Genomic DNA, 25778 nt, shown 5'->3' with positions numbered 1-25778 from the left:
GGACGTATGACCTCCGTCGGCGGAACCACCCGCCGGAACAGCGTCCATAACTCATCCGGCACCAACCGCTCAATCAGATCCGTCATGCACGGCTCAACGAACGATCACACCAAAGGAAACGACGTCTAAGCCCCGCCCGCTGGCGAGCGATGTTCGACCAGGCCATGGATCGGATCGCGGGACGGTTCAGCCGAGTTGAGCCAAGGGCCACTGCCCGCGCCTACCTGCTCGGGCTACTGTCGCAAGTAGAGCGGAAGAACTGCTGGCAGCTGGCCGAACAGGCCGGCCTGTCCCGGCCGGGGCCGATGCAGCGAATGCTGCGCTACGCCCGCTGGGAGGCCGACGCCGTCCGCGACGACAACCGTGCCTACGCCGTTGAGCACCTCGGCACCGACGGCGGTGTCCTGATCGTGGACGAGACCGGCTTCATGAAGAAGGGCCGTGCCTCGGCGGGCGTGCAGCGGCAGTACACCGGCACTGCCGGGCGCGTCGAGAACTCCCAGGTGGGAGTGTTCCTCGCCTACGCCACCAGCCGGGGACGGGCGCTGGTAGACCGCCGACTCTACCTGCCGGAGCAGTCCTGGTGCGCCGATCCCGAGCGCCGCGACGCTGCTGGGATACCTGACGAGGTGCGGTTCGCGACCAAGCCGCGTCTGGCCTGGGAGATGATCGCCGCCGCGCTGGGCGCAGGGGTGGAGGCACGGTGGGTGACCGGCAACGAAGCCTACGGGCAGGACCCGCAGCTGTGCCGCGCTGGAGGGGCGCCGGACCGGCTACGTGATGGCCGTCGCCTGCTCAACGCGGGTGTGGACCAACCAGGGCCGCACCCACGTCCGCGCGGACACCGTCGCCGACCGCCTGCCCGCCACCGCCTGGCACCGGCAGAGCGCCGGAAGCGGCGCAAAGGGTCCCCGCTACTACGACTGGGCCTGGATCCACATCGGCAGCGACAGCCAACGCCATCTGCTGATCCGCCGCAACCGCGCCACCGGTGAACTCGCCTTCTACCTGTGCTGGTCACCCACCGAGGTGCCCCTGGCGGAACTGATCCGCGTCGCCGGTATCCGGTGGAGTGTCGAAGAGTGCTTCCAGGCCGCCAAGGGCCATGTCGGACTCGATCACTATCAAGTACGCCACTGGACCTCGCGGCATCGGCACATCACGTTCGCCATGCTTGCTTTGGCTTTCCTGGCCGCCGTGGCCGCCAGCGCGGCACCGGAGCGGCCCACCGATCTGCACCGCCTAGCTCACAGCCGCGAACCGATCTTCTTGACAGTCCCGGAAATTCGCCACCTGCTCACCGCCGTTCTCGGCCCGCCGCCCCTGACAGCTGCCAGGCTTCTGCACTGGTCTGACTGGCGCAGACACCACCAGGCAACAGCCCGTCGCAGCCACTACCGACGACGATCGACTGACGAACCCACTGGTTAGATCACGAAACCACACTGGAGTACTAGCCGATCTCTCGTACGGTGATGCCGGAGAAGGTGGCGTCGCCGCCGTCGGCGTAGAGGCTGATCCCGGTGTCGCCGGGCTGGAAGTAGACCTGGTGCGACAGGACTGTGTGGCCGGCGTTGACGAAGACCTCGACGCTCTGCCGGTCCACGAGGACGCGCAGGTGCACGGAGCGGGCGGCGGGGTCGATGGGGGCGTTGCTCTGGCCGTGGCTGCCGAAGGAGTAGCCGGCCTGGTCGGAGGGGCGCCGGTCGACGTAGACCGAGCCCGCGTAGACGCCGATGTTGGTGTGCCGGGTGCCGTCGGCGGAGCGGCCCACCGAGAAGCCGACGTTGGTTGCTGTACTCCAGGTTATGTCGAGTTCCAGGTCGTAGGAGGCGCCGGCGTAGGGCAGCACGACGCTGCCGCCGGTCGTGACGTTGTTGAGGGTGAGAGTGCGGGTGGCCCGGTCGCGCAGGGCGGCGTCCGGCTGGGAAAGCAGGGTGTACCAGCCCTCGGGTTGGCGGGCCAGGCGCAGTTCGCGCACGATGGACATCTGTCCGTTGTAGGCGTCGCTGACGTCGGTGGGTACGGTACGGGCCGCGTACTGCCAGTTGTTCATCCAGGCGAGGGCGTACCGGCTGGTGTCGGGGGCAGCCGCGTTGGGCCAGGTGACGGCGGCGTACCAGTCCCAGCCCCAGTCGAGCCATTTCGGGTCGGGCTGGTCGCAGGTCCAGGAGGTGCCGTCCCAGCGTCCGGTCCAGTAGGCGTAGGTGTCGGGCAGGCCGCTGTAGTCGCCCTGGGTGCTGGCGCCGAGCACCCAGTGGCTGGTGCCGTCGTCGGCGGTCATCTCGAACAGGTCGGGGCACTCGAAGCCGCCGATGTTCGGAGAGGAGTAGGTGAAGACGGAAGTGTGGGTCCAGTGGATCAGGTCGGGTGAGGTGTAGAACCACATGGCCTGCTGGCGGCCGATGACCGCGACCCACTCGCTGCGTGCCGCGTCCCAGTGGATCTTGGGGTCGCGGAACCAGTCGCTGTGGTCGGGGTTGTCGATGACCGGAGGGCCGTAGGCGGTGAAGGTGTAGCCGTTGTCCGTGGAGTAGTAGAGGTACTGCTCCTGTTCGTAACGGTCACCGCCGGTGGGCTGCGTGGCGAGGACGACCATCGCGTTCTTTCCGAAGCCCGCGGTGTTGTGGGGGTCGAGGACACCCGATCCGGTCCAGACCGGGAAGTCGCTCTGCACGAGGGGGATCGCCGCCCCGCGGTCGGTGAAGGAGACGGTGTCGGTCGTCGTCGCGTGCTGCCACCAGCCGGGCGCGTTGTTCTGGTCGCTGTGCAGGTAGTACAGGTGGTACTCGCCGCCGGCGTAGACCGGGCGCTGCGGGTCGCTGAGCCAGCCGGACGGTGGTGTCAGGTGGTAGACCGCGCGCAGTGAGCCGACGGCGGATGCAGCCGGAATACGGGTGGCCGCGGTGGCGAGCGCAGCCACGGTGAAAGACCGCAGCACGGAACGTCGGGAGAGGTGAGGCATGAGGCGATCCCTTCGAGTGAAGCAGCACTTATGGGCCAGGGATGGGGCGGTGACCCAGGAACGGAAACCCGAAGGACGGGGATGTCAGCGGGGCTTGGCGACCGCGATGGAACGGCGATGCACGGACGGGCAGTTCACCGTGGTCAGGCCCGCCTCGGCGATCTCCAGTCCGAGCAGGACCCGCACTCCGCGGCGGCCGAGTTCCTCATGCGGCAGGGCCACCGTTGACAGGGGCGGGCGCAGGTGCGCGGCGATGACCTCCTGGTTGTCGAAGCCGGCAACGGACAGGTCCTCGGGAACCCGCAGCCCGCGGTCGCGTAGACCGTCGTAGACTCCCATCGCCACCCGGTCGTTGTGACAGAAGACGGCCGTCGCCTCCGAACGGAGGATGTCCCGTACTGCCGCGAATCCTCCCTCCTGGTCGGGTTGGACGTCGAAGACCAGCCTTCGATCGAACTCCAGACTCGCCTCCGTAAGGGCCTTGCGGTATCCGTGCAGCCGTCCCACGCGGGCCGGTGACGGGGTGAGGGTGTTCAGGAAGGCCACCCGGCGGTGGCCCTGCTCCAGCAGCATGCGGGTGGCGTCGTAGCCGCCACTGGTCTCGTCCGGGACCACGGCGCGTACGTCCGCGCTCGGACTGAAGCAGTTGACCAGCACGGTGTCCGATGCGGTGAGCTCGGCGGGCACCTTCACCTCGCGGTGGTACCAGGTGGAGTAGAGGATGCCGCGCACCTTGTGCTCCAGCATCATGGAGATCGCGCTGGCCTCGGCGGCCGCGTTGCCTTCGGTGTTGGCCACGAGCAGGACGTGGCCGTGCTTCCAGGCTTCCTCCTGTGCCCCGTGGATGATCTGGCCGGCGAAAGGGGTTGAGGCGATGGCGTCGGCGACCAGCCCGATGAACCGGGAACTGCCCTTGACGAGGTTCTTCGCCATAGCGTTCGGCCGGTAGCCGAGTTCGTCGATGGCGCGCAAGACCCGCTCGCGGGTGTCCTGGCCGATCCTGGCGTTGGTGTTGTTGACGACGTGCGAGACGGCGGAGACGGACACCCCCGCCTCGCGGGCCACGTCCCGCATGGTGACGGCCCGGCGGGCGTCCTGGTCCTTCTTCATCCCTTGGTCGCTCCACTCTCGAGCCCGTAGATCATCGCCTTGTTGAGGACGAGGAAGATCAGCAGGAGCGGCGTCACGGTGACGCAGACGCCGGCGAAGGTGGCGGTCCAGTCGGTCTTCCCCATCGCTCCGATGTAGTTTTGCAGGCCCACAGGGATGGTCTTGAGCCCTTCGGAGAGCACGAATGTGTTGGCGAAGACGAAGTCGTTCCAGATGAAGATGCTGTTGACCATCACCACGGTGACGATCGTGTTCACCGACAGCGGCAGTGTGATGCGCATGAAGATGCGGTACGGCCCCCCACCGTCCAGGGCGGCGGCCTCGTAGGTCTCCTTGGGTATGTAGCCGAAGAAGGAGGAGAACAGGTACAGCGACATTGGCAGGCCGAAGCCGGCGAGAGGGATCATCATGGCCGGGTAGGTGTCGAGCAGGCCCACCTTGGCGTAGTCCACGAACAACGGCACCAGGGCGATCTGAACCGGTACGACGATGCCGAGCAGGAACAGGGCCCGCACCACGTTGCTGAAGCGGAAGCCCAGCACCTGGATCGCGTAGGCGCCCATCATGCCGCATACCACGATCAGCGCATCCGCACCTGCTGTGACGATAAGGCTATTAAGGATATAGCGGCCGAGGTCGGCGTGGTCAAAGGCGCGGGTGAAGTTGTCCAGCGTGAACGAGGTCGGCAGGCTGAACGGGCTGGCAGATGCGAAGTCATCTGCGGTACGGACGCTGCTGAGGAACAGCCACACCAGCGGGTAGACCTGAACCACGACCAGCAGCGCGATCAGGACGCGGGACAGCACACGGTACACGTCGGGCCGCCGGCGCCGGGACGTGGGCGGCTCGGGCGTGCCGGCGGAACGGCGCCCAGGGCGCAGGAGCGGACGGGAGGGGGTGAGGATGGACATCGTCAGACAGCCTTCCGCCGCAGCACGAACAGGATCAGCCCCACAGCGACCAGGCTCTCCACGACGATGAACACCGACATGGCGGCGGCGTAGCCGTAGTCCGTACTGAGGAACGCCGTCTTGTACATGTAGGTCGTCGTCAGCTCGGAGGACTGCCCGGGACCGCCGTTGGTCAGGAGATAGGGGATGTCGAAGCCGCGCATGGCGTACGTCACCGCCATGATCGAGGTGGTCAGCCACACGGGCCGGATATGGGGGAAGCGGATCCGGGTGAAGACCTGCCACTGGCTGGCGCCGTCCAGGCGGGCGGCCTCCTCCAGTTCCCTGGGCACCGTCAGCAGCGCGGCGTAAAAGATCACGGTATACAGGCCGATGAACCGCCAGCCCTCGGGGGCGGAGACGGCCACCAGGACCGTGTGCACATCGGACAGCCACGGGCGTTCCAACGCGTCGAGCCCGACGAGGTCGAGTAGCCGGTTCAGTGGCCCGGCCGGGTCGGCGGAGTAGATGCGCTGGAAGAGCAGAGCAATCGCCACCGTAGAAATCACGGTCGGCAGCAGGAACAGCACCTTGACGACCTCGCGGCCGCGGGTGAGCGAGAGCAGCAGGCTGGCCACGGCGAGCCCGCCGCCGAGCTGAAGCACCAGGCAGACCGCCAAGTAGCCGAGCTGGTTGCTGACGGCGGTCCAGAAGTCGCCCTCGGTGAGCATGAACGTGTAGTTCGACAGGCCCGCGAAGTGCAGGCCGCTGATGCCGTCCCAGGTGAAAAAGCTCAGCACGAGGGACTGGACGATGGGCAGCAGCACGGCGCCGCCGTACAGCAGCAGCGGTGGCGTCAGGAACACCGCGACGGAGAGCTTTGAGCGGGAGGGAAGCATGGCGGCCCTTCTGGTGCCTCCCGGGTGGGGCCGCGGCGGGGCGGCGGCGGTCACCGGGCGTACCTCGGCGCGTTGCGGCGGATGACGTTGTCCATCGTGGAGACGAAGGACCGGGGAGACATATCGCCTTGCACGAGCAGGACGAGGTTCTGCTGGAACTTGGTGTTGGTGGTGGGGTCGAGTTGTGTGTCCCACGGCATCGCGATCCGCTTCCCGATATTGTCGGCGGCAGCGACGGCACGGGCGTACAGCGGGGTGGCGTTGTCGGGCACGACAGTCCTGGCGTCTATGGTGGGGGCCAGTTGGCCGGCCGCCGCATACCGTGCCGGGAAGCGGGTGAGTGCGAACTTCAAGAAATCCCGCACCAGCGGGTCGAAGGTGCGTGCGTTCACCGCCATGCCGATGCCCGACGGGGTGACATACTCGTTCGACGCGGTGACCGAGTTGCGGGTCAGCGGCAGGGTGAAGAAGTCGACGTCGTCACGGATCTTTGCGTCGAGGGCGGTGGTGGCGAGGGACGGCAGGTCCCAGGTGCCGGTGTTGTAGACGGCGGCCCTGCCGGAGGTGAACAGGCTTTGTGCGTCGGCGTAGCCCACCGACGAGAAGCCCTTCTGGAAGCAGCCGGCCTTGCCCAGCTCGCTCAGCCAGTCGGCGGCCTCGCGTCCGGCCCGGTTGCTGAGCCTGGCCTCGCCCAGCTTGAGCCGGCGGATGTAGTCGGGTCCCGCGGTGCGGAACGGGTGCAGTGCCGCATACCGTTCGAGCGGCCACTGGTCCAGGCCGTCGAGCGCGATGGGCGTGACGCCGGCCTTGCGCAGCGCGCGGCACATCGCCGGGAAGTCGTCCAGTGACTTCGGGACCTGGAAGCCCGCCTTGCGCAGGAGCGCCTTGTTGTAGAAGAGGTACTCCGCCTGGTACTCGAAGGGGATCATGTACAGCGAGCCGTCGTCGAACCGCTGGTAGTCCAGTGCGGCCGGCCGGTACTTGTCATAGAGGTCGAGGCTGCGCAGGAGTGCGGCCACATCCATCATGCGGCCCGCCCGGGCGAGCTTGCGGGCGAAGGGGGTCGCATCGGTGTCGAACAGCTCCGGCAGTTTCCCGGCGGCGGCGAGCGTCTCGTACTTCTGGATGTACGACGGGCGGTCCGGGGTGGTGATGAAGTTGAGCTTGAAGCCCGGATGCGCGGCGGCGTACTCCTTGGCGAGGGCGCGCATGGTTTCGATGACGGCGCCGTCGGCGGGGCGGGAGAGCAGCCAGGTGATCTCGTGGGGTTTCACCGCCCCCGCCGGGGCGACGTCGGTCGGGGCGACACCGCCGCTACGCGTCGCGCAGCCGGACAGCGACAGCAGCAGGAACAGAGTCAGCGCCACGACGGCCGAGGGCAAAGATCTCCGCATGGTCTGCCTCCGGGCTCCGGTGCGTGCGGGCTCGGGACGTATGTCGGCCGTGATGGTCATGAGTGATCGCTCCGTACCCGCAGGCTCAGGCCGCGCAGCTCGGCAGTGCCGTCGGTGACGAAAACCCCTACCCGGCCGCCACGCAGGTCGTAGAGCCGGGTGCTGAGACACACCTGGCGGTCCAGGACGATCACGGTCAGGTCTCCCTGAGCAAGCACTTCGAGGGTGTGGGTACCGGCGCTCAGGTCGGCCGGCCGTTCGAGTTCGATCAGGTGGGGAACGTCGCCGGATATCTGCCACTGGGCGTCACCTGTGCGCCGGCGCGGCCACCGGTCCAGGACCATCCGGCCGCGCCGTGGTTCCAGCCGGATCACATACCCGCGGTCCCCGTCCGCGCTCGCGTGCAGCAGCAGGCCGTACTCGGCGGTGTCCGCAGTGACGATGAACTCGGCGCGCAGCAGATACTGCTCGGGCAGCATCTCGGTTCCAACGGCGACACGGTGTCCGTCGGGCGCCGACAGGACCGTGGGGCCGAGTCCGGTGGGCGTTGCGTGGTCGAAGCCGTCGAGGATCTCCGCGGGCGGCGCGAACGCGAGCGTGCCGTCCTCGTTCTGCCATGCTTCCAGCAACGAGAGGGTGCCCGCCCATTGCCAGGCGCCGTCGTCGGTGCCGCCCTCCCGGCTGGCGATCCACCCGGCGAAGATCCGTCGTCCGCACCAGTCGGCCGACTTGGCGGCGTAGTAGGCGCGCCCGTCCAGCGTGTCGCGCTCCGGCGCGATCCAGGGACCCTCCAAGCTGCGCGACATGCGGTAGCGCGTGGTGAAGGCCTCGGAAAACTCTGAGTAGACGAGGTACCACCAGTCGCCGATGGCGAACACCTCGGGGCACTCGTGTGCCACGTAACGGCGGGGGTCCCAGAGGGGCGTCGTCTGTTTCCAGGTGAGCAAGTCACAGGACTCGTACTGGGCGATCACGCCCCGCCGGCGTTCGGGCCCCTCCGTGTGGCGCGCGGTGATCAACATCCGCCACACTCCGCGCGAGTCGTCGAAGAAGACGAACGGGTCACGCCAGTCCGCCGACTCGTAACCCTCACCAGCGCCGAAGGTGTGCTCGGGATGCTTGGTCCACGAGGTGAGATTGCCCTCACCGGTAGCGTGCATCACCACCTGGACAGGCAACCCGTCGGTGCCGAGGATCGCCGGGTTCTGCCCCGTGTAGAAGAGATGGTACGTGCCGTTCTCGTCGCGGACCACGCTGCCGGTGTAGGCGTTGAAGTCGGCGTCGTCGTCGGTACCGTGCGGCAGGGCCGTGCCGTGGTCCTCGACGTTCACCAGATCACGAGTGACCGCCAGCGACCACGACGTCCCCGGCTTCGGCTTCACCCGCCGCTCGTGCAGATAGAAGAGGTTCAGCTCGCCGTCTTGTGCGAAAGGGATGACGTCCCCGACCCATCCTTCAGGTGGCTGAAAGAACACACGGCCCTGCATGAATCCTCCTGGTCAATCGTTTGAGCAGGAGGCTATGGCGCCCCCTACCCGTGGTCAATCGCTTGATCACAAGATCTTTTTCCACCGCTGGTTTGGGCATGTGTTGCCGTGTCGACTGCCGTGCTCTGGCCTGCAGTTGGCTCGGAGCTCATAGGTTCGGCCGGTGCGTCGACGCAGCGCTAATAGGGCTTGGTCAGGTTCATCCGTGAGTGGTGTGTCTGCTTGCCGGTGGGCGTCGTTGGGGTGGTGTGACACCTGAGGAGATGGCTGCGGTCCGGGAGGACTTGGCAGCCTTCACGGCGGAGTTGTTCGATGGCTTCTTCCGTGCCGATCAGCGGCGGTGGGGGCAGGTGTATGTGCGGGGGCTGTTGCTGGATGGGCGGTGCAAGTCGGTGGAGCCGATGGCGGCCCGGCTGGGCGAGGACGGAAACCGGCAGGCGCTGGCGCACTTCGTGACGAGCAGCCCATGGAATCCGGCGCATGTGCAGGCCCGCCTGGCCTGGATAATGCAGGACGCGATCGGGCCGGAGGCTTTGATCCTGGACGACACCGGCTTCCTCAAGGACGGGGACGCTTCGGCGTGCGTGTCGAGGCAGTACACCGGCACCGCGGGCAAGGTCACCAACTGTCAGGTGGGGGTCTCTTTGCACCTGGCCAACGACCGTGCCTCGGCCGCGATCGACTGGCGGCTGTTCGTGCCCGCTTCCTGGGATCCGGCCTCGCCCGAGGCCGAGCCGGACAAGGTCGCCCGCCGCGGCCGCTGCGGCATCCCCGCCCAGGCGGGACACGTGGAGAAGTGGCAGCTGGCCCTGGACATGATCGATGAGACGCGGTCGTGGGGCATCGACGTTCCCCTGGTCGTGGCGGATGCCGGATACGGCGATGCCGCCGCCTTCCGCAGTGGCCTGGAGGAACGGAATCTGCCCTAAGCGGTCGGCATCTCCGGCCGTCATACCGCTCACCGCGCCGACGCCCGACCCGTCCTGCCCGCTTACGCGGGCACCGGCCGACCGCCGAAAGTGCAGTACCCCGACCCGCCGCAGACCATGAAAGACCTCGTCATCGCGGCTGGCCGGAGGGCGGTGAGGCCGGTGTCCTGGCGGGAGGGATCCCGTCCGGGAAAGGGCCGCAGCGGCTTCAAGCGCATGTATTCGCGGTTCGTCGCCCTTCGCATCCGCCCCGCCGGACGCGGCATCCGCAGGCCTGCCGACGATCCGGAACTGCCCGAGCGCTGGCTTCTGGCCGAATGGCCGACCAACGAACCCGAACCGATCCAGTTCTGGCTCTCCAGCCTGCCCTCCGGTATGCCACTGGCCACCCTGGTCCGGCTGGCCAAGCTCCGCTGGCGCATCGAACACGACTACCGAGAAATGAAACAAGCCCTGGGACTGGCCCACTTCGAGGGCCGCACCTTGAACGGCTGGCACCACCACGTCACCCTCGTCTCGGCCGCACATGCCTTCTGCACCCTGCAAAGGCTGGCCCGAGACCCAAAAGACACGGCGCAGGACTGAGCCTCTACCAGACCATCCGCGAACTGCAGACACTCCTCGCCACCTGGGCCGACACCTGCCCCGCCTGCCACCACAACATACCCATCCAGATACGAACCTGACCAAGCCCTACTAGTGCCCTGACCGCATAGGTTCGCCGGGTTGGTGATGGTCGAATGCTCGGTGCGGGGAGGCGATGATGAGGGTATGACCGCCAGCTCTCGCGCCCAGTCTTTCGACGTAGCCGCGGCTCAGTACGCGTCGAGTCGGCCTTCTTACCCAGCCGCGCTCTTTGACTGCATCGAGGAGTTCGCAGGCTGTCGCTTGGCGGGCGCCCGGGTCGCCGATGTCGGCGCGGGCACCGGAATCGCCAGCGTGCTGCTGCGGGAGCGAGGTGCCGATGTGATCGCTGTCGAGCCGGGTGAGGCCATGGCTGGTGAGTTCCACCAGGCGCTCCCGGGGGTGCCGATCGTAAGGGGTGACGGTAATGCTCTGCCACTGGCCGGGGCTTCCTGCGACCTCATCACGTATGCCCAGTCCTGGCAGTGGACCGACCCTGGCCGGTCCGTCCCGGAGGCATTGCGTGTCCTGCGAGCGGGCGGTGCGCTGGCGATCTGGTGGAACACCACGGCCTTCGACGTGCCGTGGATCCGCGAGCAGCACGGGCGTATTGCGCACCACTGCGGGGTGAAGCCAAGGTCCGCGGTCCGTCCTTCGGACAACGACGCCATCCGGCTGGCGGGGCTGACGGGGCTGCGGGTTGCGCGCCGTCAAGTGCGCTGGAGCCGCACTGTCTCCTTGGACATACATCTCGCCAACATCGGCAGCCGGTCAGCATTCCTCGTCCTTGAAGAGGCTGACCGTCAGGCGTTTTTCGTCGATGAGCGTGAGCGGCTGGTCAGGATTTTTCCTCGCGAGGAGGTGGAAGAGACCTACGTGGTTGATCTCCTGGTCGCACTCCGCTCCTGACATTGTGACGCGGCTCCGGCCGAGGCCGAGGCCCTGGTGCGCTGTCCGGAGTTCCGGCGCGTCACCTTCACCGGCTCCACCCACGTCGGCCGCCTGGTGACCGCGGCAGCGGCAGAGCAGCTCCCCCGTGCGTCCTCGAACTGGGCGGGCACGCCCCGGTCATCGTGACCGACGACGCGGACCTTGACGCCGCCGCAGAGGCGCTCACGCTCGCCAAGTTCGGCTCAACAGGGCAGAGTTGCGGTGCACCGAGCCGTTTCATCGTGCAGGAGCGCGTTGCCGACGCCTTCGTGCGGCTCCTGGTACGGCACGCGCCCGCACCGGACAGCGAACCGGGAGGCACCATGGGCCCGTTGAACAGCGCTCGCCGCCGCAACGCGATGCACTCCCTGGTCGAGGACGCCGTGCGGGCCGGTGCCCACGCGGTGATCGGTGGCCGCATTCCCGAGACGCCCGGCTTCCACTATCCGGCCACGGTGCTCTGTGACGTGCCGCCGCAGGCGCGGATCCTGCACGAGGAGCCGTTCGGGCCGGTCGCTCCGGTCCTGCACTACCGTGATGACGCCGAGGCCGTCACACTGGCCAACAGCAGCGCGTACGCGCTGTCCGCGTACGTCTACGGTGAGACGGCCCGGGCTCGTGGGCTGGCGCGTCGGCTCGACGCCGGAAGCGTCGGCGTCAACTGCTCACCGGGTGCCGCGCCCGACGCACCCCTGGGTGGGCGAGGTGAGAGCGGATACGGCTATGAAGGCGGCTTGCAAGGGCTGTAGTCCTTCGGGTCCTTGAACGTGGTGCAGCACCCGGCTGGGCCCGTGGGCGGTGTGCCGCAGAGAGCGGACGCCGAGGCCACCGCGCCCCGCATCGGTCCCTGAGGAAGCCTTCGACCACGCCACGGAAGAGTTCCGGTTCGCCGGGCCACGGACGGCGGCCCGCACCCGGAACGGTTTGGACCGGCCGTACCGGTAGAGCGAGGCGGCGAGCACGGCAAGGCGGGGGCCGGCAAGGCGGGCCCCCGGTGCCGGCCGGCGCCGGCACCGGGGGCAGCGACCGCAGGAGCCTCAGCCGCTCTGCCCCCTCGCGTTCGGCGGGATTCCCCGGGGTGACCCCATCGAGCGGCTGCGCCACGGACGTGTCCCGCCGGGCGGGGCGTCGGCCGAGAGCAGTTCGGCCACGGTTTCACGGCGCACCACTGCCCGTCTCCTCCGAGCCGGCCCCTGGGGAAGCCACTCCCCGCAGGACGGGAAGGCAGGCCAGGAGGAGCAGGCCTGCCAAGACCCAGGGGGCGTCGAGTCCGGCGTGCTGAGCCAGGGCGCCGCCCGCCGAGGCGCCGATCGGCATGGCCCCCCAGGCGGCGAGTCGGTAGCCGCTGGTGACCCGTCCCAACATGCCCGGCGGAGCGAGGCGTTGCCGGAGCGACACGGTGCACACGTTCCACAGCACTACAGCGGCGCTGTTGAGGATCAGCATGGCGGCGACCAGCGGCCACCACGGCAGCACCGCGACCACCAGATAGCTGAGCGCCGAGACGGCCACTGAGAGCTTCAGGCTCCGGCCGGAACCCAGCCACTTGGCGGTCCGGGCCGCCGCCCGCGCGCCGGCGAGACTGCCGACGGCCGCCGTGACCAGCATCAGGCTGTAGCCGTAGGGCGGCAACCCGAGCCTGCGTTCCACGTACACCACGAGAATCGCGTAGACCGCCTGCTGGCCCACCCCCAGGACCGCCACCACCACCATGAGGCGGCGCAGGACACGGTCCTGCCCCAGGAACCGCAGCCCGGCCCAGGTACCGCGCAGAAGGCTGCGGACTCCCCGCTCACCGACCCCCGCCCCGGTGTGCGCGGTCCGCTCCGGCAGACCCAGGAGCAGCAGCGCCGACACGAGGAACGTCACCCCGTCCAGGAAGAACGGCAACGGGTGCCACACTGCCCACAGCGCGGCGCCCAGCGGTGGGCCCACGAAGCCGGTTCCGGTGATCTGGGCAGCCATCACCCGCGCGTTGGCCCGCTCCAGTTCGTGATCCGCGGCCAGCGCCGGCACGACGGCCTGCGCGGCACTGTCGAAGAACACCTCGGCAATCCCCGAGACGAACGCCAGCAGCACGAGCACCGCCACCGGGACGGGCCGCACCACGAGGAGCACGACGAGCAGGAACAGCATCACGCTGCGCGCCAGGTCCGCACCGACCATCGACCGGCGTCTGGGCATGCGGTCGACCAGGGTTCCGATGACCGGTGCGAGCAACCAGGCGGCCCGGCCCGCGGCCGCGACCACCGACACCCAGAAGACGTCCTTGGTGCTCCACGCCGCCAGCATGGGAAGGGCCGCGAACCGTGCGCCGTCGCCCACGGAGCTGAGCGCGTTGGCGGTGACCAGACGGCGCAGGGCCGTCGTTCGGGACCGATCCGACAAGGAAGACGGAGGGGCGGCTGAACTCATCGGGCAACGGGTTCTTTCGTCGATGGGAAGCCGCGGCACGCACAGGGCATTCGAAGGAGCTGCAGTGTCACGGCACTTGAAGCAGGCACACTACGGTAACCGCGGGTACCCGATTCATGGTGGACCATTCCTGCTGCCCGAGAGTTTTATGCGTCCCTTTCCTCACGGCTCGACTTTTGCCTGCGAACCGCTCGGACCTGTTGACACAGCTTTCCCTCCCATGGAAATCTTCGATGAGCGGCAGAGGTCATTGTGACGCCAACGACCCTTTGTAGCAGGGTTGTTGGCGTACGCCCGCCACCACGTTCACCGAACTCCGCGACGAGCAAGGCATGTTCTTCGACAGGGGTCAATGCATGCGCGAGCCTGCACTAGTGACGCTGGCCGAGCACTCCGTTTTCGCTGAACCGGCCGGCATCCTCAGTCGGTTATACGAAACCTACGATTTCCTTCTCGACTGCATCGCGCCTGATGCACGGCCGGCCGGCCCGAGCGGGCAGAGAATTCCTCCCGACATCGCTTTTGAACCCACGGTTCGGCACGCAGTCGACCAGGCACTGCGCCAAATTCGCGACACTCCCGCCTGTAAGAGGGAACTGGCCGCGCTCGCGGAGCGACTACCGGCCGACGCGACGCTCGCGGCCGAGGAGGAACGCGCGGGAATCCGGCAAGCGATCGAGCTGCCCGGCCATCGGGTTCACCTCCTGATGGACCCCGCCCTGCACGCCACCGGCCACCAGGAGTTCGCCGCGCTCTTCCGTCGCCACCTGAGCGCGGGGGAGGGCGCCGACGCCCTCACCGGCTTCACCACCGAGCAGGTGAAGACTGTCCACGCAGCTGTGGAACTGATGCTCGCGACCGCCCCGGACCTGTGCACCGGCCTGCTGCGGCACGCCCGTTACATCGTCGCGGTCGACGGGTCCGAGGCCTTCGACAGCGCGTCCACCCGTGAGATCTCCGGTGCCGCGTTCGTGGCCGTCCGATGCATGGGCACACCCGAGCGGCTGGCCGAGGCACTGGTCCACGAGTTCGTGCACCTCCGCCTCTACGACCTGCAGGTGACGAGGTCGATCTTCGCGCCGACCTACGACACCGCCACGGCACCCACCGTGGCACCGGAATGGCACAGGAACTCGCCCGTCTCGCGTTGGCCTGTCGACCGGGCCCTCGCAGCCGCCCACGTGTACGTCCACCTGTCCGCGTGGTTCGAGCAGCGCGCCCTCGACTGTGGACAGCCGGACCTGGAGCAGTCCGCGACAACGGCCGCATTCCGCGCCACCAGCCTGCTCGGCAAGGTCTCCCGGCACGCTCAGGACTGCCTCGGCCCGGCCGGGAGAGAGTTCCTGAACTGGCTCACCGAGGTGCATCAGAACGGGATCGGCGCGTCTTCCCGCACCCGGGAGCACACCTCACACCGACCCACCGTGCCCGTGTCCGGCCGCGGGTGAGCCGTTCCCCCCTTGGGGCCCTGACGCCGTCGCGTCAAGCCGGAATCAACTCAGCGCTGTGCCACGCGGTGCCGACCAGGACGGAGACCCATGGAACTCGTGCTCAACGATCCCCTCAAGAGCTGGCTGCAAGTCACGCAGTCCTGCAACCTGAAATGCCGTCAGTGCTACGGCGACTGCGAGGCTCGCCCCCGCAGCGAGGAGATGAGCCGTTCGGAGTATGCGGCGCTCATCCGGGAAATGGCCGACTCCGGCGTGATCGAGGCTTTCGTGGAGGGGGGCGAACCCCTCAACCGGCCCGACGTCCTCGACGTGCTCGCGGAACTGACCCCTCATGTGATGACCCGCCTGCGTACGAACGCCACCCTCCTGACGCCCGAGGTGGCGACCCGACTGAAGGAGATCGGGATCGGCGAGGTGTACGTCGATGTCCTCGGAGCCACCGCGGCCACCCACGACTGGCACGTGCGGGTCCCCGGCAGTTTCGACAGGACGATCCAGGGATTGAGGAACGCCAGGACGGCCGGACTCCCTCTGTCCCTGCTCATCATCATGACGCGGCACAACGTGCACGAACTGCAGGACGTGCTCGAGATGGCCGCCGAACTGGGCGTGCCCCGGGTCGGCATCCTGCGCCTGTACCCCCTGGGCCGGGCCCGTACCCAGTGGAAGGACCTGGCGCTGCGCCTGCCCGACCAGATGGCCGCGCTGGAGTCCCTGCGGGTGCCCGACTCGGTGCACCTGATGACCTCCTGGCACCCCAAGGACGGCAACTGCTGCTGGCAGAGCGCCGGCGTGGATGCCACCGGCCGCTCCGTCGGCTGTGCCTATCTGCGGGACTACGCCGACTACGGCAACGTCCGCGAGATCAGCTGGCTGGAGACCTGGAACAACCCCGTCTACGTCCGTAACCGCGCCGGTCATGTCGACGGAGGCTGCGATTCCTGCGAGGAGACGCAGGGATCGTCCGGCGGATGCAGGTCGACGGCCTTCGCCTTCACCGGCCGCTGGGACGCCCCCGACCCGTTCTGCACCACTACCAACGGAGGGATCGATGTCTCTCAGCTCCCCGACGATCTCGAAGACCGGCGTGTCCGCCCCGCCGTACCGGCAACGAGCCGACTGCTATGAGCAGAACCCGTCCACCAGGTTCCGCCCCATTCCGGAATGGAACTGCATGCTCGCCTACACACCGCACAAGCCCGCCATCCACTACCTGAACCCGGTGGCATGGGTGGTCGTCGAACTGTGCGACGGATCCTCCGGTTCGCAGATCTACGCCTCCTTCCAGGAGCTCAACAAGGGCCGGATCAGTGAACCGGAACTCCAGGAGGCGTTCGAGTCGGCGATGGGACAACTCCTCAAAGGGGAGTTGGTCGCCACCGTGGAGCCGACCCGGCGCCCCGCAGGGGAGGAGGTGAAGTGATGACCAAGAAGAAGACGGACCTCGAGCACCTCATGGCGGCGGCCGGCGCGACCGGTGAAGGCCCCGCGGTCGAGGTGGTGCAGCCGGAAGTACGCACCGGTTCGCAGTACGCCCTGCTGCCGTCGATGAAGGCCAAGCGCCCGGCCGTGTCCGGCGCGGCGCCGGAGACGGAGGCGGACGACCAGCAGTGACACGGGCAAGGACCCGTATCGCTTCGACCGGCACCCGGGCGACCGCCCGGGTGCCGGTCCCACCCGGAGGACCGATGGGGAAAGAGATGGGCACGAAGACCGTTCTGGTGAATCCGCCCCTGTGGAACGCGTACGCCCCGCACCTGGCGGTGCCCCTGCTCCTGGGAGATCTCCGGGCTCGCGGGTACGAGGCCACCGGATACGACCTGAGTATCGAGTGCATCGACTGGATGCTCTCGGCGGCGGCCCTGGAGGAACTGCGGCAGAAGGCGGCCAACCGCCGGAGCCTCGATGTGAGCGACGAATGGGCGCGCCAGAGGGCGCTCCTGGTGGCCCCGGCCGCGATCAGCGGCGTCGACGAGGCGAAGGCACGTCTGAGGTCCCTGGATACGCTGCACGATCCCGCCGCGTTCCACTCCGCCAGACGCACGCTGCGCGACGCCTTGTGGCTGATCTCGGGGGCGTTTCCCGCATGCGACTTCGACCTGGTCTCGAACACGTCCATGTACTCGGCCGAGTCGACGGTCCAGGTGCTCGCGGCGAGTGCCGACCCGGAGGGCAATCCGTACCGCTGGGCGTTCGACCGCATGCTCGACCGCGACCTCTTCCTGGATCCCGCGGTCCGAGTCGTCGGGGTGAGCATGTCCGCCGACACCCAGCTGATCGCCGGAGTCACCTTCCTGAGCATGCTGCGCCAGATGCGCCCGGACGTCCACGTGGTCCTCGGCGGCAACTACGCGACGCGGCTGGTCGACCGCTGGCAACACCGGCACGCGCTGTTCGACTACGTCGACACGGTGGTGACCGGGGAGGGCGAAGGAGCGCTCGCCGCCGTACTCAAGGGCCTCGACGAGGGGGAACGGGCCGGAACCGACTTCCGGGAAAAGATCCCGGGCGCGGTGTGGGACGACAACGGCATCCTGCTGCGCACCCCGCGGCAGAGCACCGACATCTCCGCGGCGGCCAAGCCCGCCTACGACGCCCTGCCCCTGGGCAAGTACCTCGCTCCCGGCCCGATCCTGCCCGTCTTCGCCTCACGGAGCTGCCCCTGGGACTGTGCCTTCTGCTCCATCCCGTTCGCGAGCAACTCCTTCCGCCAGCGTCCCGCCGCGGCGGTGGCCGAGGAGGTGCGCCAACTGCGTGCGGAACACGGCTCACCGTACTTCATGTTCGTCGACGAGATCATGAGCCTGCGGACGCTGCGCAACGTGGGCGAGGCGCTCATGACCACCTCCGCCGACATCTACTGGTACGGCGAGACGCGGTTCGCCCGAGGCCTCGACGAGGAACTCGCCGGGCTCCTCCATGCCTCCGGCTGCCGCCGGATGAACTTCGGCCTGGAGTCCGCGAGTCAACGAGTCCTGGATCTGATGCGCAAGGGCACGCGGATCGACGACGCCTGCGAGAACATCACGGCGATGCTGAAGGCCGGTGTGCCGATCCACCTGTTCGTGATCCACGGCTTCCCGGGAGAGACCCGGGAAGAGGCCGCGCGCACGGTGGCCTTCGCGGAGGCCGTACGGAAGCTGTCCGTGCAGCGCTACGGCGTCGCCCACACCACCTGGGGCGGCTCACCCTTCGTCCTGGACGTGCACTCGCCGGTCGGCACGCAGCCTGCGGCGTTCGGCGTCCGCATCGAACCGGCGGATCCACTGGAGGACCTGAGTCTGACTCGCAATTACCGCACCGATTCCGGCATGTCCCAGCAGGACGGTCTGCACGTCGCCGAGGAAGCGGCGGGGTCCGCCGGTGACACCGGCGTCTGGTTCCGCGCGGCTCGCGATCCCCTGGCACGGGAGATCGAGGAGTTCACCTTCCTGCGAGCCTGCGTGCAGGCCCCGCAGCCCGAGACACCCCCCGTCCCGCTGTTCGACTGGCCCCCACCGGAACCGGATGCCCGGCTCACCGTCGCCCCCGGAGTCACCTTCAGCCGGGTTCCCTGGCCGGCGACGCAGGCGGACGCCGAACCGGCGATGGCGCTGTACAACCCGGGGGAGGACAGGTTCCTCCAGCTCAACTGGAACAAGGGCATGGACTGGCGGCAGCTGGACGGCCTTTCCTGGAGCGACCTGGAAGCATGGCTGGCCGACCACGAGTGCCACTACCTCGGCTCCGACCCAGGTGACACTGCCGCCTTGTTGCTCAGGCACGGTTTCCTGGTGCCCTCGCGGCGACAGGCCCGACCACCGGCCCCCCGGTTCCGCGCCGAGATCGGCATCGGAACGGAAGGCAGGGACGGAACCCACTACGTTTCCAACCCCATCACCGGAGTGACCATCCGGCTGCGTGGCAGGGCCGTCGACACGTGGCAGCGCTGGCAGGACGGACGGACACCCACGTCGGAGGAGGCCGTCACCGACGCGCTGGTCCGCTACGGATTCCTGTACCGCGAACCAGCCGGGGCCAGGCGGCCGCAACCGAGCTACCTCACCCAAGGACAGGCGGTGTAGCGAAGTGCAGCAGTTCCGGATCCCCGGTGATCCCTCACTGAAGGCGCGCCCCATGCTGCCAGGTGACGAACCCGAGGTGTCCCGCGTGCTGGCAGCCTGCGACGACTATCTCATCGAGGCCACAGGCTCACCCGCCCTCCCCGCGGACGTACAGAGCCTGTACTACTCCCTGCCGGAGGGCGCCGACTTCGAACAGAAGCGTCTGCTGGTGCTGTGCGACGGGGCGGCGACGGTGGGTGTGGTCGACGCCGTCGTCGGTCACCCCGACGGCGACAGCTGCTCGGTGGGGCTGTTCCTGCTCGACCCCGAGGTGCGCCGCAAAGGGGTGGGCACGCGAGTGGCCCGGCATCTGCTGCGGGAGGCCGCGGCCCGGGGACTGCGACGCGTGACAGCCACCTGCCCCGAGAGCTGGCTGCCCGGCATCGTCTTCCTGCGCACGCTTGACTTCGAGGTGCACCCACCGCAACAGGAGCCCGCCCCCACGGTGGGCAACCGACTCCGGTTCCCCACTGAACGGGGCTTGTGCACCGCCGTACGGGAACTGGACGAGGCGTCCCTCGGCACAGTCCACCGGGGCCGGAGCGCGTCATGACGGCAGTGGCCTCTCTCCTCGAGGCGAGCCCCGAAGGCGTCGAGCAGGACGTTGCGCGGGCCTACGAGCTGGTTCGTGCCTTCGACGGCGACAAGACGTGGTCGGAGGCCGACGATCCGCATGCCGAGTTCGCGGCGCTGCGCCGGCGCGGTCCCGTGCACCGGTCGACGCTGGAGCGGGTGTTCACCGGAGCTGACGTGGCCGAAGAGACAGCCACCCCCGTCTGGCACGTCGTGTCCTTCGCGGCAGCCGAACGGGTACTGCGCGACGAGGACGCCTTCTCGTCGTCGGCCTACGACGACAACATGGGTCAGGTGATCGGCAGGTCGTTCCTGCAGATGGACCACCAGGAGCACAGGGCCTGGCGAAACGTCCTGCACAGCGGCTTCAACCGGCAGGCGGTCCTCGCCCACCGACAGCAGGTCCGCTCTGCGGTGGCCTCGAGGCTCTCCTCCGTGGCCGCACGAGGCGGCGGCGACCTCGTCGCGGACGTGGCCTTCCCCGTGGCCTTGACGACGATCGCCCGGTTGATCGGCCTGCCACCCGGAACACGCATCGGCACGCTCTACACCTGGGCGGTGGGGCTCCTCGACGACCCCGGAGGGGACATCGCCGCCACCGTGAGAAGGGCGCTGGAGACGCCGTCGGCCTGGACACGGGGCAGCCTTGTGGACCGGCTCCAGGGCGCCGGGAACCCGGCGATCGGCTCGGGGTCGCAGCTCCTGCCCGCGTTGCGGTTGCTGCTGTCCACGGGCACGGAGCCGCCGTTCCGCTCCCTTGCCACCCTGATGTACGCGGCTTTGACCGATAGCTCGGTGCCGGACCTGCTGCGCACGGACGCGTCCTTGGCCCCCGCCGTCTTCCAGGAGTGCTGGCGCTGGGAATGCCCCTTGACCTGGGTCCTGCGCCGCTGCACCACCGACACGGAGCTGTCCGGACACATGATCCGGCGCGGCGAACTGGTGTGCGTCAATCTGGCGTCGGCCAACCGGGACGAGACACGGTGGAGTCATGCGGACCGGTTCGACGTCCGGCGCACGCCACTGCCGAGCCTGGCCATGGGAACGGGCCCCCACACATGCCTCGGACGGCACCTCGCCGCCGTGGAAGCGCACGAACTGCTGTCCGAAATTCTGAGCGCGGTCACATCCACCTGGACGACGGGATGGACGCTGGACACCGACGGTCCCTCCGGACGTGGCTTCCGTTCGCCCAGACGGCTCGACATCCGCTTCCACACGTCCTGAACGCGACGAAGCGAGCCGGCCGAATCCGGCCGTTCCCCGCCCAGCCTTGCTCGGCACAGCGGCACCAACCGCCGATCCCCGGGGGAGGTGCGCATTGATTGTTCCGATGGCTCGCGGGTCGGCCACGAAGGGTCGTCAGCCGATCCGTTCGGCCAGGGCGAGGATGATGCCCGAGGGGCCGCGGAGGTAGCAGAGGCGGTACAGGTCCTTGTACTGCGCCACCTCGCCGATCAGTTCGGCGCCATGGCGGTGCAGGCGGGCGATGGTGTCATCGATGTCGTCGACGGCGAACATGACCCGGTGCAGGCCCAACGTGTTCGGCGGCGGGTTGCGCGATCCGTCGCCGATCGCCGCGGGGGTGTGGTACTGCGCGAGCTCGAGCTTGCCGTGGTCGTCCGGGGCCCGCATCATCGCGATGTCGCTGCGGACTCCCTCGAGCCCGACGGCCTGATCCGCGAAGAGACCCTCGATCTGCGCCCTGCCTTCGACCTCCATGCCCAGTTCGGTGAAGAAGGCTACGGCGGCCTCCAGGTCTTCGACAACGATGCCGACGTTGTCCATCCGCTGAAGCGTCATGACGGTTCGCCCTCTGCGTTGCGCGGGCCTTCGAGGCCACCGGTATACCCAGGACGGAGCCGACGGCCCATTCCCGACAACCCGTGAAGGGGTGAGTTCCTGGGGCCGCTTCCGGCCCGCCTGGGGTGCCCCGATCGCCGAACTAGGATCAAGGACCTGGCCCCCCGGCCGCTCAATGATCAGGACCGGGCTGCTACTCCGCCGGTGCCCAGGGAGCGGAGCGCAAGTGCGCGACGCTGCGCCGATCACGGCCCTGTGGAGGCCCGCCGGCCGCCTTGCCCACCGCGACCATGGAGACGATCACCCAGCCCGGGTTCGGGTCCAGCTCCTTGGTGAGCCCTTCCAGGTCGAAGGCCCGGAACTGGTGCGCGGCCAGTCCCATGGCCTGGGCCTGAACCGTCATGTGGGCGATGGCCTGACCGAGGTCGTAGTCCGCAAACTCGGAGTAGAGAATCTGCGTGTCATCGACGTGCCGGCGCGTCAGCGTGACGACGAGCAGGCCCGCATCCGTCGCCCAGCGCGCCGAACTCGGCGCAAGGTGAGGGAGCATCCGATCGTGCTCCGGCTCGCCGGGCCTGCCGACGAAGAAGCCCCACGGCTGGGAGTTCCCCGCCGACGGTGCCCACCGCGCGGCTTCCAGGAGCAGCCCTAGGGCGTAGTCGTCGACAGCACCGACGGATCGAACCGGTGGGGGCTGAAGCGCCCGGCGAGCAAGGGATGTATGCCGCTGGGCGGCTCCTGAGGATGGCGCATGTTCCGCTGCAACCGGCGACCGCGAGTGCGTATTCCGGCCGGTGCAGCGCGGTCACCGCCGACGCTGGACGATGCACCAGAAGAAGGCAACGAGGGGAAAACCGCCGCACATTGATCACCACTTGATGCGCCCCTCTAATGCCCGGCAGTGCGCGTGGTGAGATCCTCGTCCGTGATGGGGCGGACCACCCGGCAAGGGGTTCCGACGGCGACGGTCATGGGGGGAATGCTGCGGCTGACGACGCTGCCGGCGCCGATGACCGACCCGTATCCGATGCGGACGCCGGGCAGGACCACCGCGTTGCTGCCGATCCACACCTTGTCCTCGATCATGATCGGTTCCGAGAATCGTCCGAAGTCGGCGCGTCGCGAGGGATGGACCGGGTGTCCCGTCGTCGTCAGTGTCACGCTGGGCGCGATCATCACGCCGTTGCCTATGCGGATGTCCACGTCGTCGACGAACGTGAGATTCACGTTGCCGAAGAAGTCGTCGCCGATGTGGACGTTGCTGCCGAACCCGGCGTGGAACGGCGGCAGCAGGACCGTGCGTTCGCCGACCGAGCCGAAGATTGCGACGAGCAGCGATCGACGCTTCTCGGTTTCGCCCGGTGGTGTGTGGTTGTACTCGAAGATCTGCTCGGTGCGCCGCCGAGGGGTCTGGAAGGCCGCTTCCGACTCGGTGTAGACCAGTCCCGCGGCGATCCGGGCCAGGACTTCTTCCTCGGGAGTCTGCGTCACAGTGGAACCTTCCCTTCCTCCAACTCCGCGGGCACAGGCCCGGCGCGCCCCGGTCGACCGCGCCATCCAGAGCGTACGCACGCCGCGGAGGCGACAGCCGCACACGACGCCCTCCACATCCGCTCGCGCCTGCCCAATTCGACTTCGAGGTCAACCGCAGGGCATCGAGGCCGCGATGGCCGGCTACCGAGTCAGGTGCGTCCTGGCGACCAAGGCGGTCAACGGGCAGGTCGAGGCCGCGGATGAGAAGCAACTGACCAAGACTCGCCCGCCACGGCCGCGTCGACCTGCTCTGCATCGACTCGGCTACAGGGAACTCGGCCGCCGCGGCGCCGAATTCTGGCCGTATGAGACATCCCTCTCCCGTCGCCGTGGCGCTGGTGGCCCGGGAAGGCCGACCATGTAGTCAGGACCTCCTCGCCCCGCCCGCCGGACGTCGGTGGCCGACCGCATCCGATGGGCGGGACCACCGCGCTCGGTGGAGAGTCCGCTCCCGCCCGCGGGTACCTGCTGGACAACGCGCGCGCCGAGGCGGGCGAGCGATTCGTTCGGCTGGCCGAGCTGTTCGACGGCGTGACGCGCGGGTACTTCGATCGACTGGGTGTCAGGGTCGGCTCGCGCTGCTGGGAAGTGGGGGCCGGTGGTCCCGGTATCCAGGAGGCGCTCGCGGCGGCCGTCGGTCCGACCAGGCACGTGCTGGCCACGGACATCGACCCGTCATGGCTGAAGGCAGGCGACGGGTACGAGGTGCGCCGGCACGACGTCGCCGTTGATCCGCCCCCGGAGCCGGGGACGTTCGATCTGGTGCACGCCCGGCTCGTGCTGGTCCATGTACCGGACCGGGCTCACGCGTTGGCCACGATGGCGGCAGCGCTACGGCCCGGCGGCTGGCTGCTGGTCGAGGACGCCGATACCGCTCTGCAGCCACTGGCATGCCTGGACGACAGCGGCCCTGCGCAGCGGCGCGCCAACCGGCTTAGGCCCTCGCGTACGGCGTCGGTGGGGGCGAGCACCCTGACCCGCCGTTCACCACGGCGGGTCAGGTGTCCGAGGAGGCGCAGCGCGGCGTCCTCCGTGGTGACCAGCTCGTGCACGAAGCGGACGTGGTGCCCACCGAGCAGCCCGGCGGCGCCGTGCAGGGCCTCGCTCGCGCTGAGCACCACCACCGTGCCCATACCGCCGGTGAAGCGGCGGCCGGTGCGTACGCAGGCGGCCTCGGCCAGGCATCGGGCCAGCAGCGTGACCTGGTGCGGGAGTCGGCGGACGGCCACCGGCCAGCGGCGCGAGGCAAACACCCGCCGCGCGGCCGCCGCGAGCGCCGCGGTGGACGCGGCGGCCGCCGCCAGCAGCGCGGGCACCTTTCCGGTGGGGGCGGTGACCCGGGCTCCGGCCCCGAGGAGGGCGGCCCGGGTTGGTGCGGCGACACGGTAGGGGGCCACCACAACCGTGTTGCCGTGCGCGGCCGCGAGCGCGGTCAGGGCGTGGTCGCGGTGGCCGCCCGGCCGGTGGGCGCCGGGCTCGACGAGCACCGAGGCCTCGGCGGTCATCCGGCGATGGCCTGTTCGCCGTGCCCGGCGGTGAACCGCTGGTAAAGCCATCCGGGGTCGTTGAGCTTGTCGAACAGCGTCGGGACGCGGGCGGTCTTCGTGGGCGAAGGCGACGCCTTCGCGGGCGCCGGAGACGGCGAACTGGGCGAACTCGCCTTCTCCGCCCGCAATCCACGCGCCAATCCGCTCGGCGGCCTCCGCGTCGTCCATGCCGTACTCGCTGCCGCGCGAGAGCATCGCGCACTCCCGGAAACCGGCCTTCCAGGCGTGATACGGGGACTGGTTGATCCGGGTGGTTCCGGCGACGTCGGCGGTGAACTGGGGGTTGAGGAACATCCATGTCAGATGGTGCGCTAAGCCCTCGTCGGCCCTGGTGAGCGGCTGGCGGGGTGTCGGCGGCTGGACCGGTCCGAGGTCTTCTCACCGATAACACCCCAATATCTGCGGTAACTTGATCCGTCACCTGCGGTGACGTTCTCCGGCCGCTGCGAGAAGCGACCCTGTTATCTGCGGCAAGGGGGAAGCGGTGCCTACCGTCATACAGCTGCCGACTGGGAAGGCGTTGACCGTCCGTGCGGCGGCGGACGTGTTCCTCGACTCGCTCGGCAACCCGAACACGGTCCGGAACTACGGGATCGGGGTGGGCAAGACCGCCGAACGGCTCGGCGAGGCCCGGCCGCTGGCGTCGGTCGCGGACGACGAGATCGGCGAGGCCCTGGAACTGCTCTGGGGCACCGCGGCAGTCAACACGTGGAACTCCCGCCGGGCGGGAGTACTGTCCTGGCTCGGCTGGTGCCGGGAGCGGGCCTATGAGGGGCCGATGGTCCCGGCCTGGGCGAAGCGGCTGGCGGTGCCGGACTCCGAGACCCCGGCCCGCTCGAAGATAGCGATCGACCGGCTGCTCGCCCGGCGCGAGGTGCACCTGCGGGAGAAGACGCTGTGGCGGATGTTGTACGAGACTGCCGGACGCGCGGAGGAGGTCCTCGGTGTGAACATCGAGGACCTGGACTTCGCCGGGCGTCGCTGCCTGGTTAACTGGCTCTAACAAAAGCCGTTGATCATGTGACTGTCGGCTGATCCGCTCGTTGGTGTGGTCGTGGGGAAGAGACAGTCGCGGCCGTGGATCGTGTCGGATGAACTGTGGTCGCTCATCGAGCCGTTGCTGCC

The 25778-nt window shown here is 68.6% G+C and carries 22 protein-coding genes and 5 pseudogenes; 17 read left to right on the top strand and 10 right to left on the bottom strand.

What is annotated here, in order from left to right; translation table 11 throughout:
* Positions 1 to 149 precede the first annotated feature (149 nt).
* Together SY2F82_RS40045 and SY2F82_RS40040 are read left to right on the top strand one after the other, a co-directional pair.
* Positions 150 to 995: an IS701 family transposase gene (locus SY2F82_RS40045; RefSeq protein ID WP_374707248.1), complete on the top strand. Its 846-nt coding sequence runs from the start codon at positions 150 to 152 to the stop codon at positions 993 to 995.
* A 34-nt stretch (positions 996 to 1029) separates the two neighbouring features.
* Positions 1030 to 1431: a hypothetical protein gene (locus tag SY2F82_RS40040; protein WP_374707247.1), complete on the top strand. Its 402-nt coding sequence runs from the start codon at positions 1030 to 1032 to the stop codon at positions 1429 to 1431.
* A gap of 22 nt (positions 1432 to 1453) precedes the next feature.
* Here the strand turns inward: SY2F82_RS40040 and SY2F82_RS38185 are convergent, their stop codons facing one another.
* The 6 genes from SY2F82_RS38185 to SY2F82_RS38160 form a co-directional block, all read right to left on the bottom strand.
* On the bottom strand, positions 1454 to 2923 hold the full coding sequence (locus SY2F82_RS38185) for a glycoside hydrolase family 32 protein (protein ID WP_200423688.1): 1470 nt from the start codon (positions 2921 to 2923) through the stop codon (positions 1454 to 1456).
* Between the two features lie 126 nt (positions 2924 to 3049).
* Positions 3050 to 4075: a LacI family DNA-binding transcriptional regulator gene (locus tag SY2F82_RS38180; RefSeq protein WP_200423687.1), complete on the bottom strand. Its 1026-nt coding sequence runs from the start codon at positions 4073 to 4075 to the stop codon at positions 3050 to 3052.
* Positions 4072 to 4986 carry a carbohydrate ABC transporter permease gene (locus SY2F82_RS38175; protein ID WP_200423686.1) on the bottom strand — a complete coding sequence of 305 codons (915 nt, stop codon included), beginning with the start codon at positions 4984 to 4986 and terminating at the stop codon, positions 4072 to 4074. Before SY2F82_RS38175 ends, SY2F82_RS38180 begins: the two co-directional genes overlap by 4 nt.
* A gap of 2 nt (positions 4987 to 4988) precedes the next feature.
* Entirely contained in the window at positions 4989 to 5864 is an 876-nt protein-coding gene (locus SY2F82_RS38170; RefSeq protein WP_200423685.1) for a carbohydrate ABC transporter permease, read from the bottom strand.
* Between the two features lie 50 nt (positions 5865 to 5914).
* The gene (locus tag SY2F82_RS38165; RefSeq protein WP_200423684.1) at positions 5915 to 7318 is read right to left on the bottom strand and encodes an ABC transporter substrate-binding protein; all 1404 of its coding nucleotides are present in this window, start codon (positions 7316 to 7318) and stop codon (positions 5915 to 5917) included.
* Positions 7315 to 8745 (bottom strand): family 43 glycosylhydrolase, encoded by a 1431-nt coding sequence (locus SY2F82_RS38160; protein WP_200423683.1) that lies wholly within the window; start codon positions 8743 to 8745, stop codon positions 7315 to 7317. The genes SY2F82_RS38165 and SY2F82_RS38160 overlap by 4 nt, the downstream gene beginning before the upstream one ends.
* A gap of 248 nt (positions 8746 to 8993) precedes the next feature.
* Between SY2F82_RS38160 and SY2F82_RS38155 the strand changes: the two are divergent.
* From SY2F82_RS38155 to SY2F82_RS38145, 3 genes and pseudogenes are all read left to right on the top strand, one after another.
* Positions 8994 to 10259 (top strand): annotated as a pseudogene (locus SY2F82_RS38155) (IS701 family transposase).
* A gap of 186 nt (positions 10260 to 10445) precedes the next feature.
* On the top strand, positions 10446 to 11207 hold the full coding sequence (locus SY2F82_RS38150) for a class I SAM-dependent methyltransferase (protein WP_200423682.1): 762 nt from the start codon (positions 10446 to 10448) through the stop codon (positions 11205 to 11207).
* Positions 11208 to 11243: 36 nt separating this feature from the next.
* Positions 11244 to 11977: pseudogene (locus SY2F82_RS38145) on the top strand (aldehyde dehydrogenase family protein).
* A 406-nt stretch (positions 11978 to 12383) separates the two neighbouring features.
* Here SY2F82_RS38145 and SY2F82_RS38140 read toward each other — a convergent pair.
* Positions 12384 to 13616 (bottom strand): MFS transporter, encoded by a 1233-nt coding sequence (locus tag SY2F82_RS38140; protein WP_200423681.1) that lies wholly within the window; start codon positions 13614 to 13616, stop codon positions 12384 to 12386.
* A 401-nt stretch (positions 13617 to 14017) separates the two neighbouring features.
* Here SY2F82_RS38140 and SY2F82_RS38135 point away from each other — a divergent pair, with 401 nt between their 5' ends.
* From SY2F82_RS38135 to SY2F82_RS38105, 7 genes are all read left to right on the top strand, one after another.
* Positions 14018 to 15091, top strand: a complete 1074-nt coding sequence (locus SY2F82_RS38135) for an HEXXH motif-containing putative peptide modification protein (RefSeq protein WP_200423680.1) — start codon at positions 14018 to 14020, stop codon at positions 15089 to 15091.
* Between the two features lie 90 nt (positions 15092 to 15181).
* Positions 15182 to 16222: a radical SAM protein gene (locus SY2F82_RS38130; protein ID WP_200423679.1), complete on the top strand. Its 1041-nt coding sequence runs from the start codon at positions 15182 to 15184 to the stop codon at positions 16220 to 16222.
* Positions 16146 to 16517 carry a hypothetical protein gene (locus tag SY2F82_RS38125; RefSeq protein ID WP_200423689.1) on the top strand — a complete coding sequence of 124 codons (372 nt, stop codon included), beginning with the start codon at positions 16146 to 16148 and terminating at the stop codon, positions 16515 to 16517. The genes SY2F82_RS38130 and SY2F82_RS38125 overlap by 77 nt, the downstream gene beginning before the upstream one ends.
* On the top strand, positions 16517 to 16708 hold the full coding sequence (locus tag SY2F82_RS38120; protein WP_200423678.1) for a hypothetical protein: 192 nt from the start codon (positions 16517 to 16519) through the stop codon (positions 16706 to 16708). Before SY2F82_RS38125 ends, SY2F82_RS38120 begins: the two co-directional genes overlap by 1 nt.
* Positions 16709 to 16794: 86 nt before the next feature.
* On the top strand, positions 16795 to 19158 hold the full coding sequence (locus SY2F82_RS38115; protein ID WP_200423677.1) for a radical SAM protein: 2364 nt from the start codon (positions 16795 to 16797) through the stop codon (positions 19156 to 19158).
* 52 nt (positions 19159 to 19210) lie between these two features.
* Positions 19211 to 19750, top strand: a complete 540-nt coding sequence (locus SY2F82_RS38110; protein ID WP_200423676.1) for a GNAT family N-acetyltransferase — start codon at positions 19211 to 19213, stop codon at positions 19748 to 19750.
* Positions 19747 to 20997 (top strand): cytochrome P450, encoded by a 1251-nt coding sequence (locus tag SY2F82_RS38105; protein ID WP_200423675.1) that lies wholly within the window; start codon positions 19747 to 19749, stop codon positions 20995 to 20997. Before SY2F82_RS38110 ends, SY2F82_RS38105 begins: the two co-directional genes overlap by 4 nt.
* 135 nt (positions 20998 to 21132) lie before the next feature.
* Here SY2F82_RS38105 and SY2F82_RS38100 read toward each other — a convergent pair whose 3' ends face one another.
* From SY2F82_RS38100 to SY2F82_RS38090, 3 genes and pseudogenes are all read right to left on the bottom strand, one after another.
* Positions 21133 to 21573, bottom strand: coding sequence for a VOC family protein (locus SY2F82_RS38100; protein WP_200423674.1), 441 nt, complete (start codon positions 21571 to 21573; stop codon positions 21133 to 21135).
* A 193-nt stretch (positions 21574 to 21766) separates the two neighbouring features.
* Positions 21767 to 22326, bottom strand: a pseudogene (locus SY2F82_RS38095) (nitroreductase family protein).
* A gap of 135 nt (positions 22327 to 22461) precedes the next feature.
* Positions 22462 to 23064, bottom strand: coding sequence for a sugar O-acetyltransferase (locus SY2F82_RS38090; protein ID WP_200423673.1), 603 nt, complete (start codon positions 23062 to 23064; stop codon positions 22462 to 22464).
* Between the two features lie 160 nt (positions 23065 to 23224).
* Here SY2F82_RS38090 and SY2F82_RS38085 point away from each other — a divergent pair.
* From SY2F82_RS38085 to SY2F82_RS38065, 5 genes and pseudogenes are all read left to right on the top strand, one after another.
* Positions 23225 to 23401, top strand: a pseudogene (locus SY2F82_RS38085) (AAA family ATPase); the annotation flags it as partial.
* A gap of 119 nt (positions 23402 to 23520) precedes the next feature.
* On the top strand, positions 23521 to 24495 hold the full coding sequence (locus SY2F82_RS40035) for a methyltransferase domain-containing protein (protein ID WP_200423672.1): 975 nt from the start codon (positions 23521 to 23523) through the stop codon (positions 24493 to 24495).
* Between the two features lie 23 nt (positions 24496 to 24518).
* A complete protein-coding gene (locus SY2F82_RS38075) occupies positions 24519 to 24656 on the top strand; it encodes a hypothetical protein (RefSeq protein ID WP_200423671.1) in 138 nt (45 codons plus the stop codon).
* A 21-nt stretch (positions 24657 to 24677) separates the two neighbouring features.
* Positions 24678 to 24968, top strand: a complete 291-nt coding sequence (locus tag SY2F82_RS38070) for a hypothetical protein (protein WP_200423670.1) — start codon at positions 24678 to 24680, stop codon at positions 24966 to 24968.
* A 169-nt stretch (positions 24969 to 25137) separates the two neighbouring features.
* Positions 25138 to 25644, top strand: a pseudogene (locus SY2F82_RS38065) (site-specific integrase); the annotation flags it as partial.
* Between the last annotated feature and the right edge of the window lie 134 nt (positions 25645 to 25778).

The organism is Streptomyces sp. Y2F8-2 (assembly GCF_014905555.1).
Taxonomy (GTDB): Bacteria; Actinomycetota; Actinomycetes; order Streptomycetales; family Streptomycetaceae; genus Streptomyces; species Streptomyces cynarae.
Note: the sequence above shows the minus strand (reverse complement) of the source record. Positions and strands in the feature narration are given on the sequence as shown.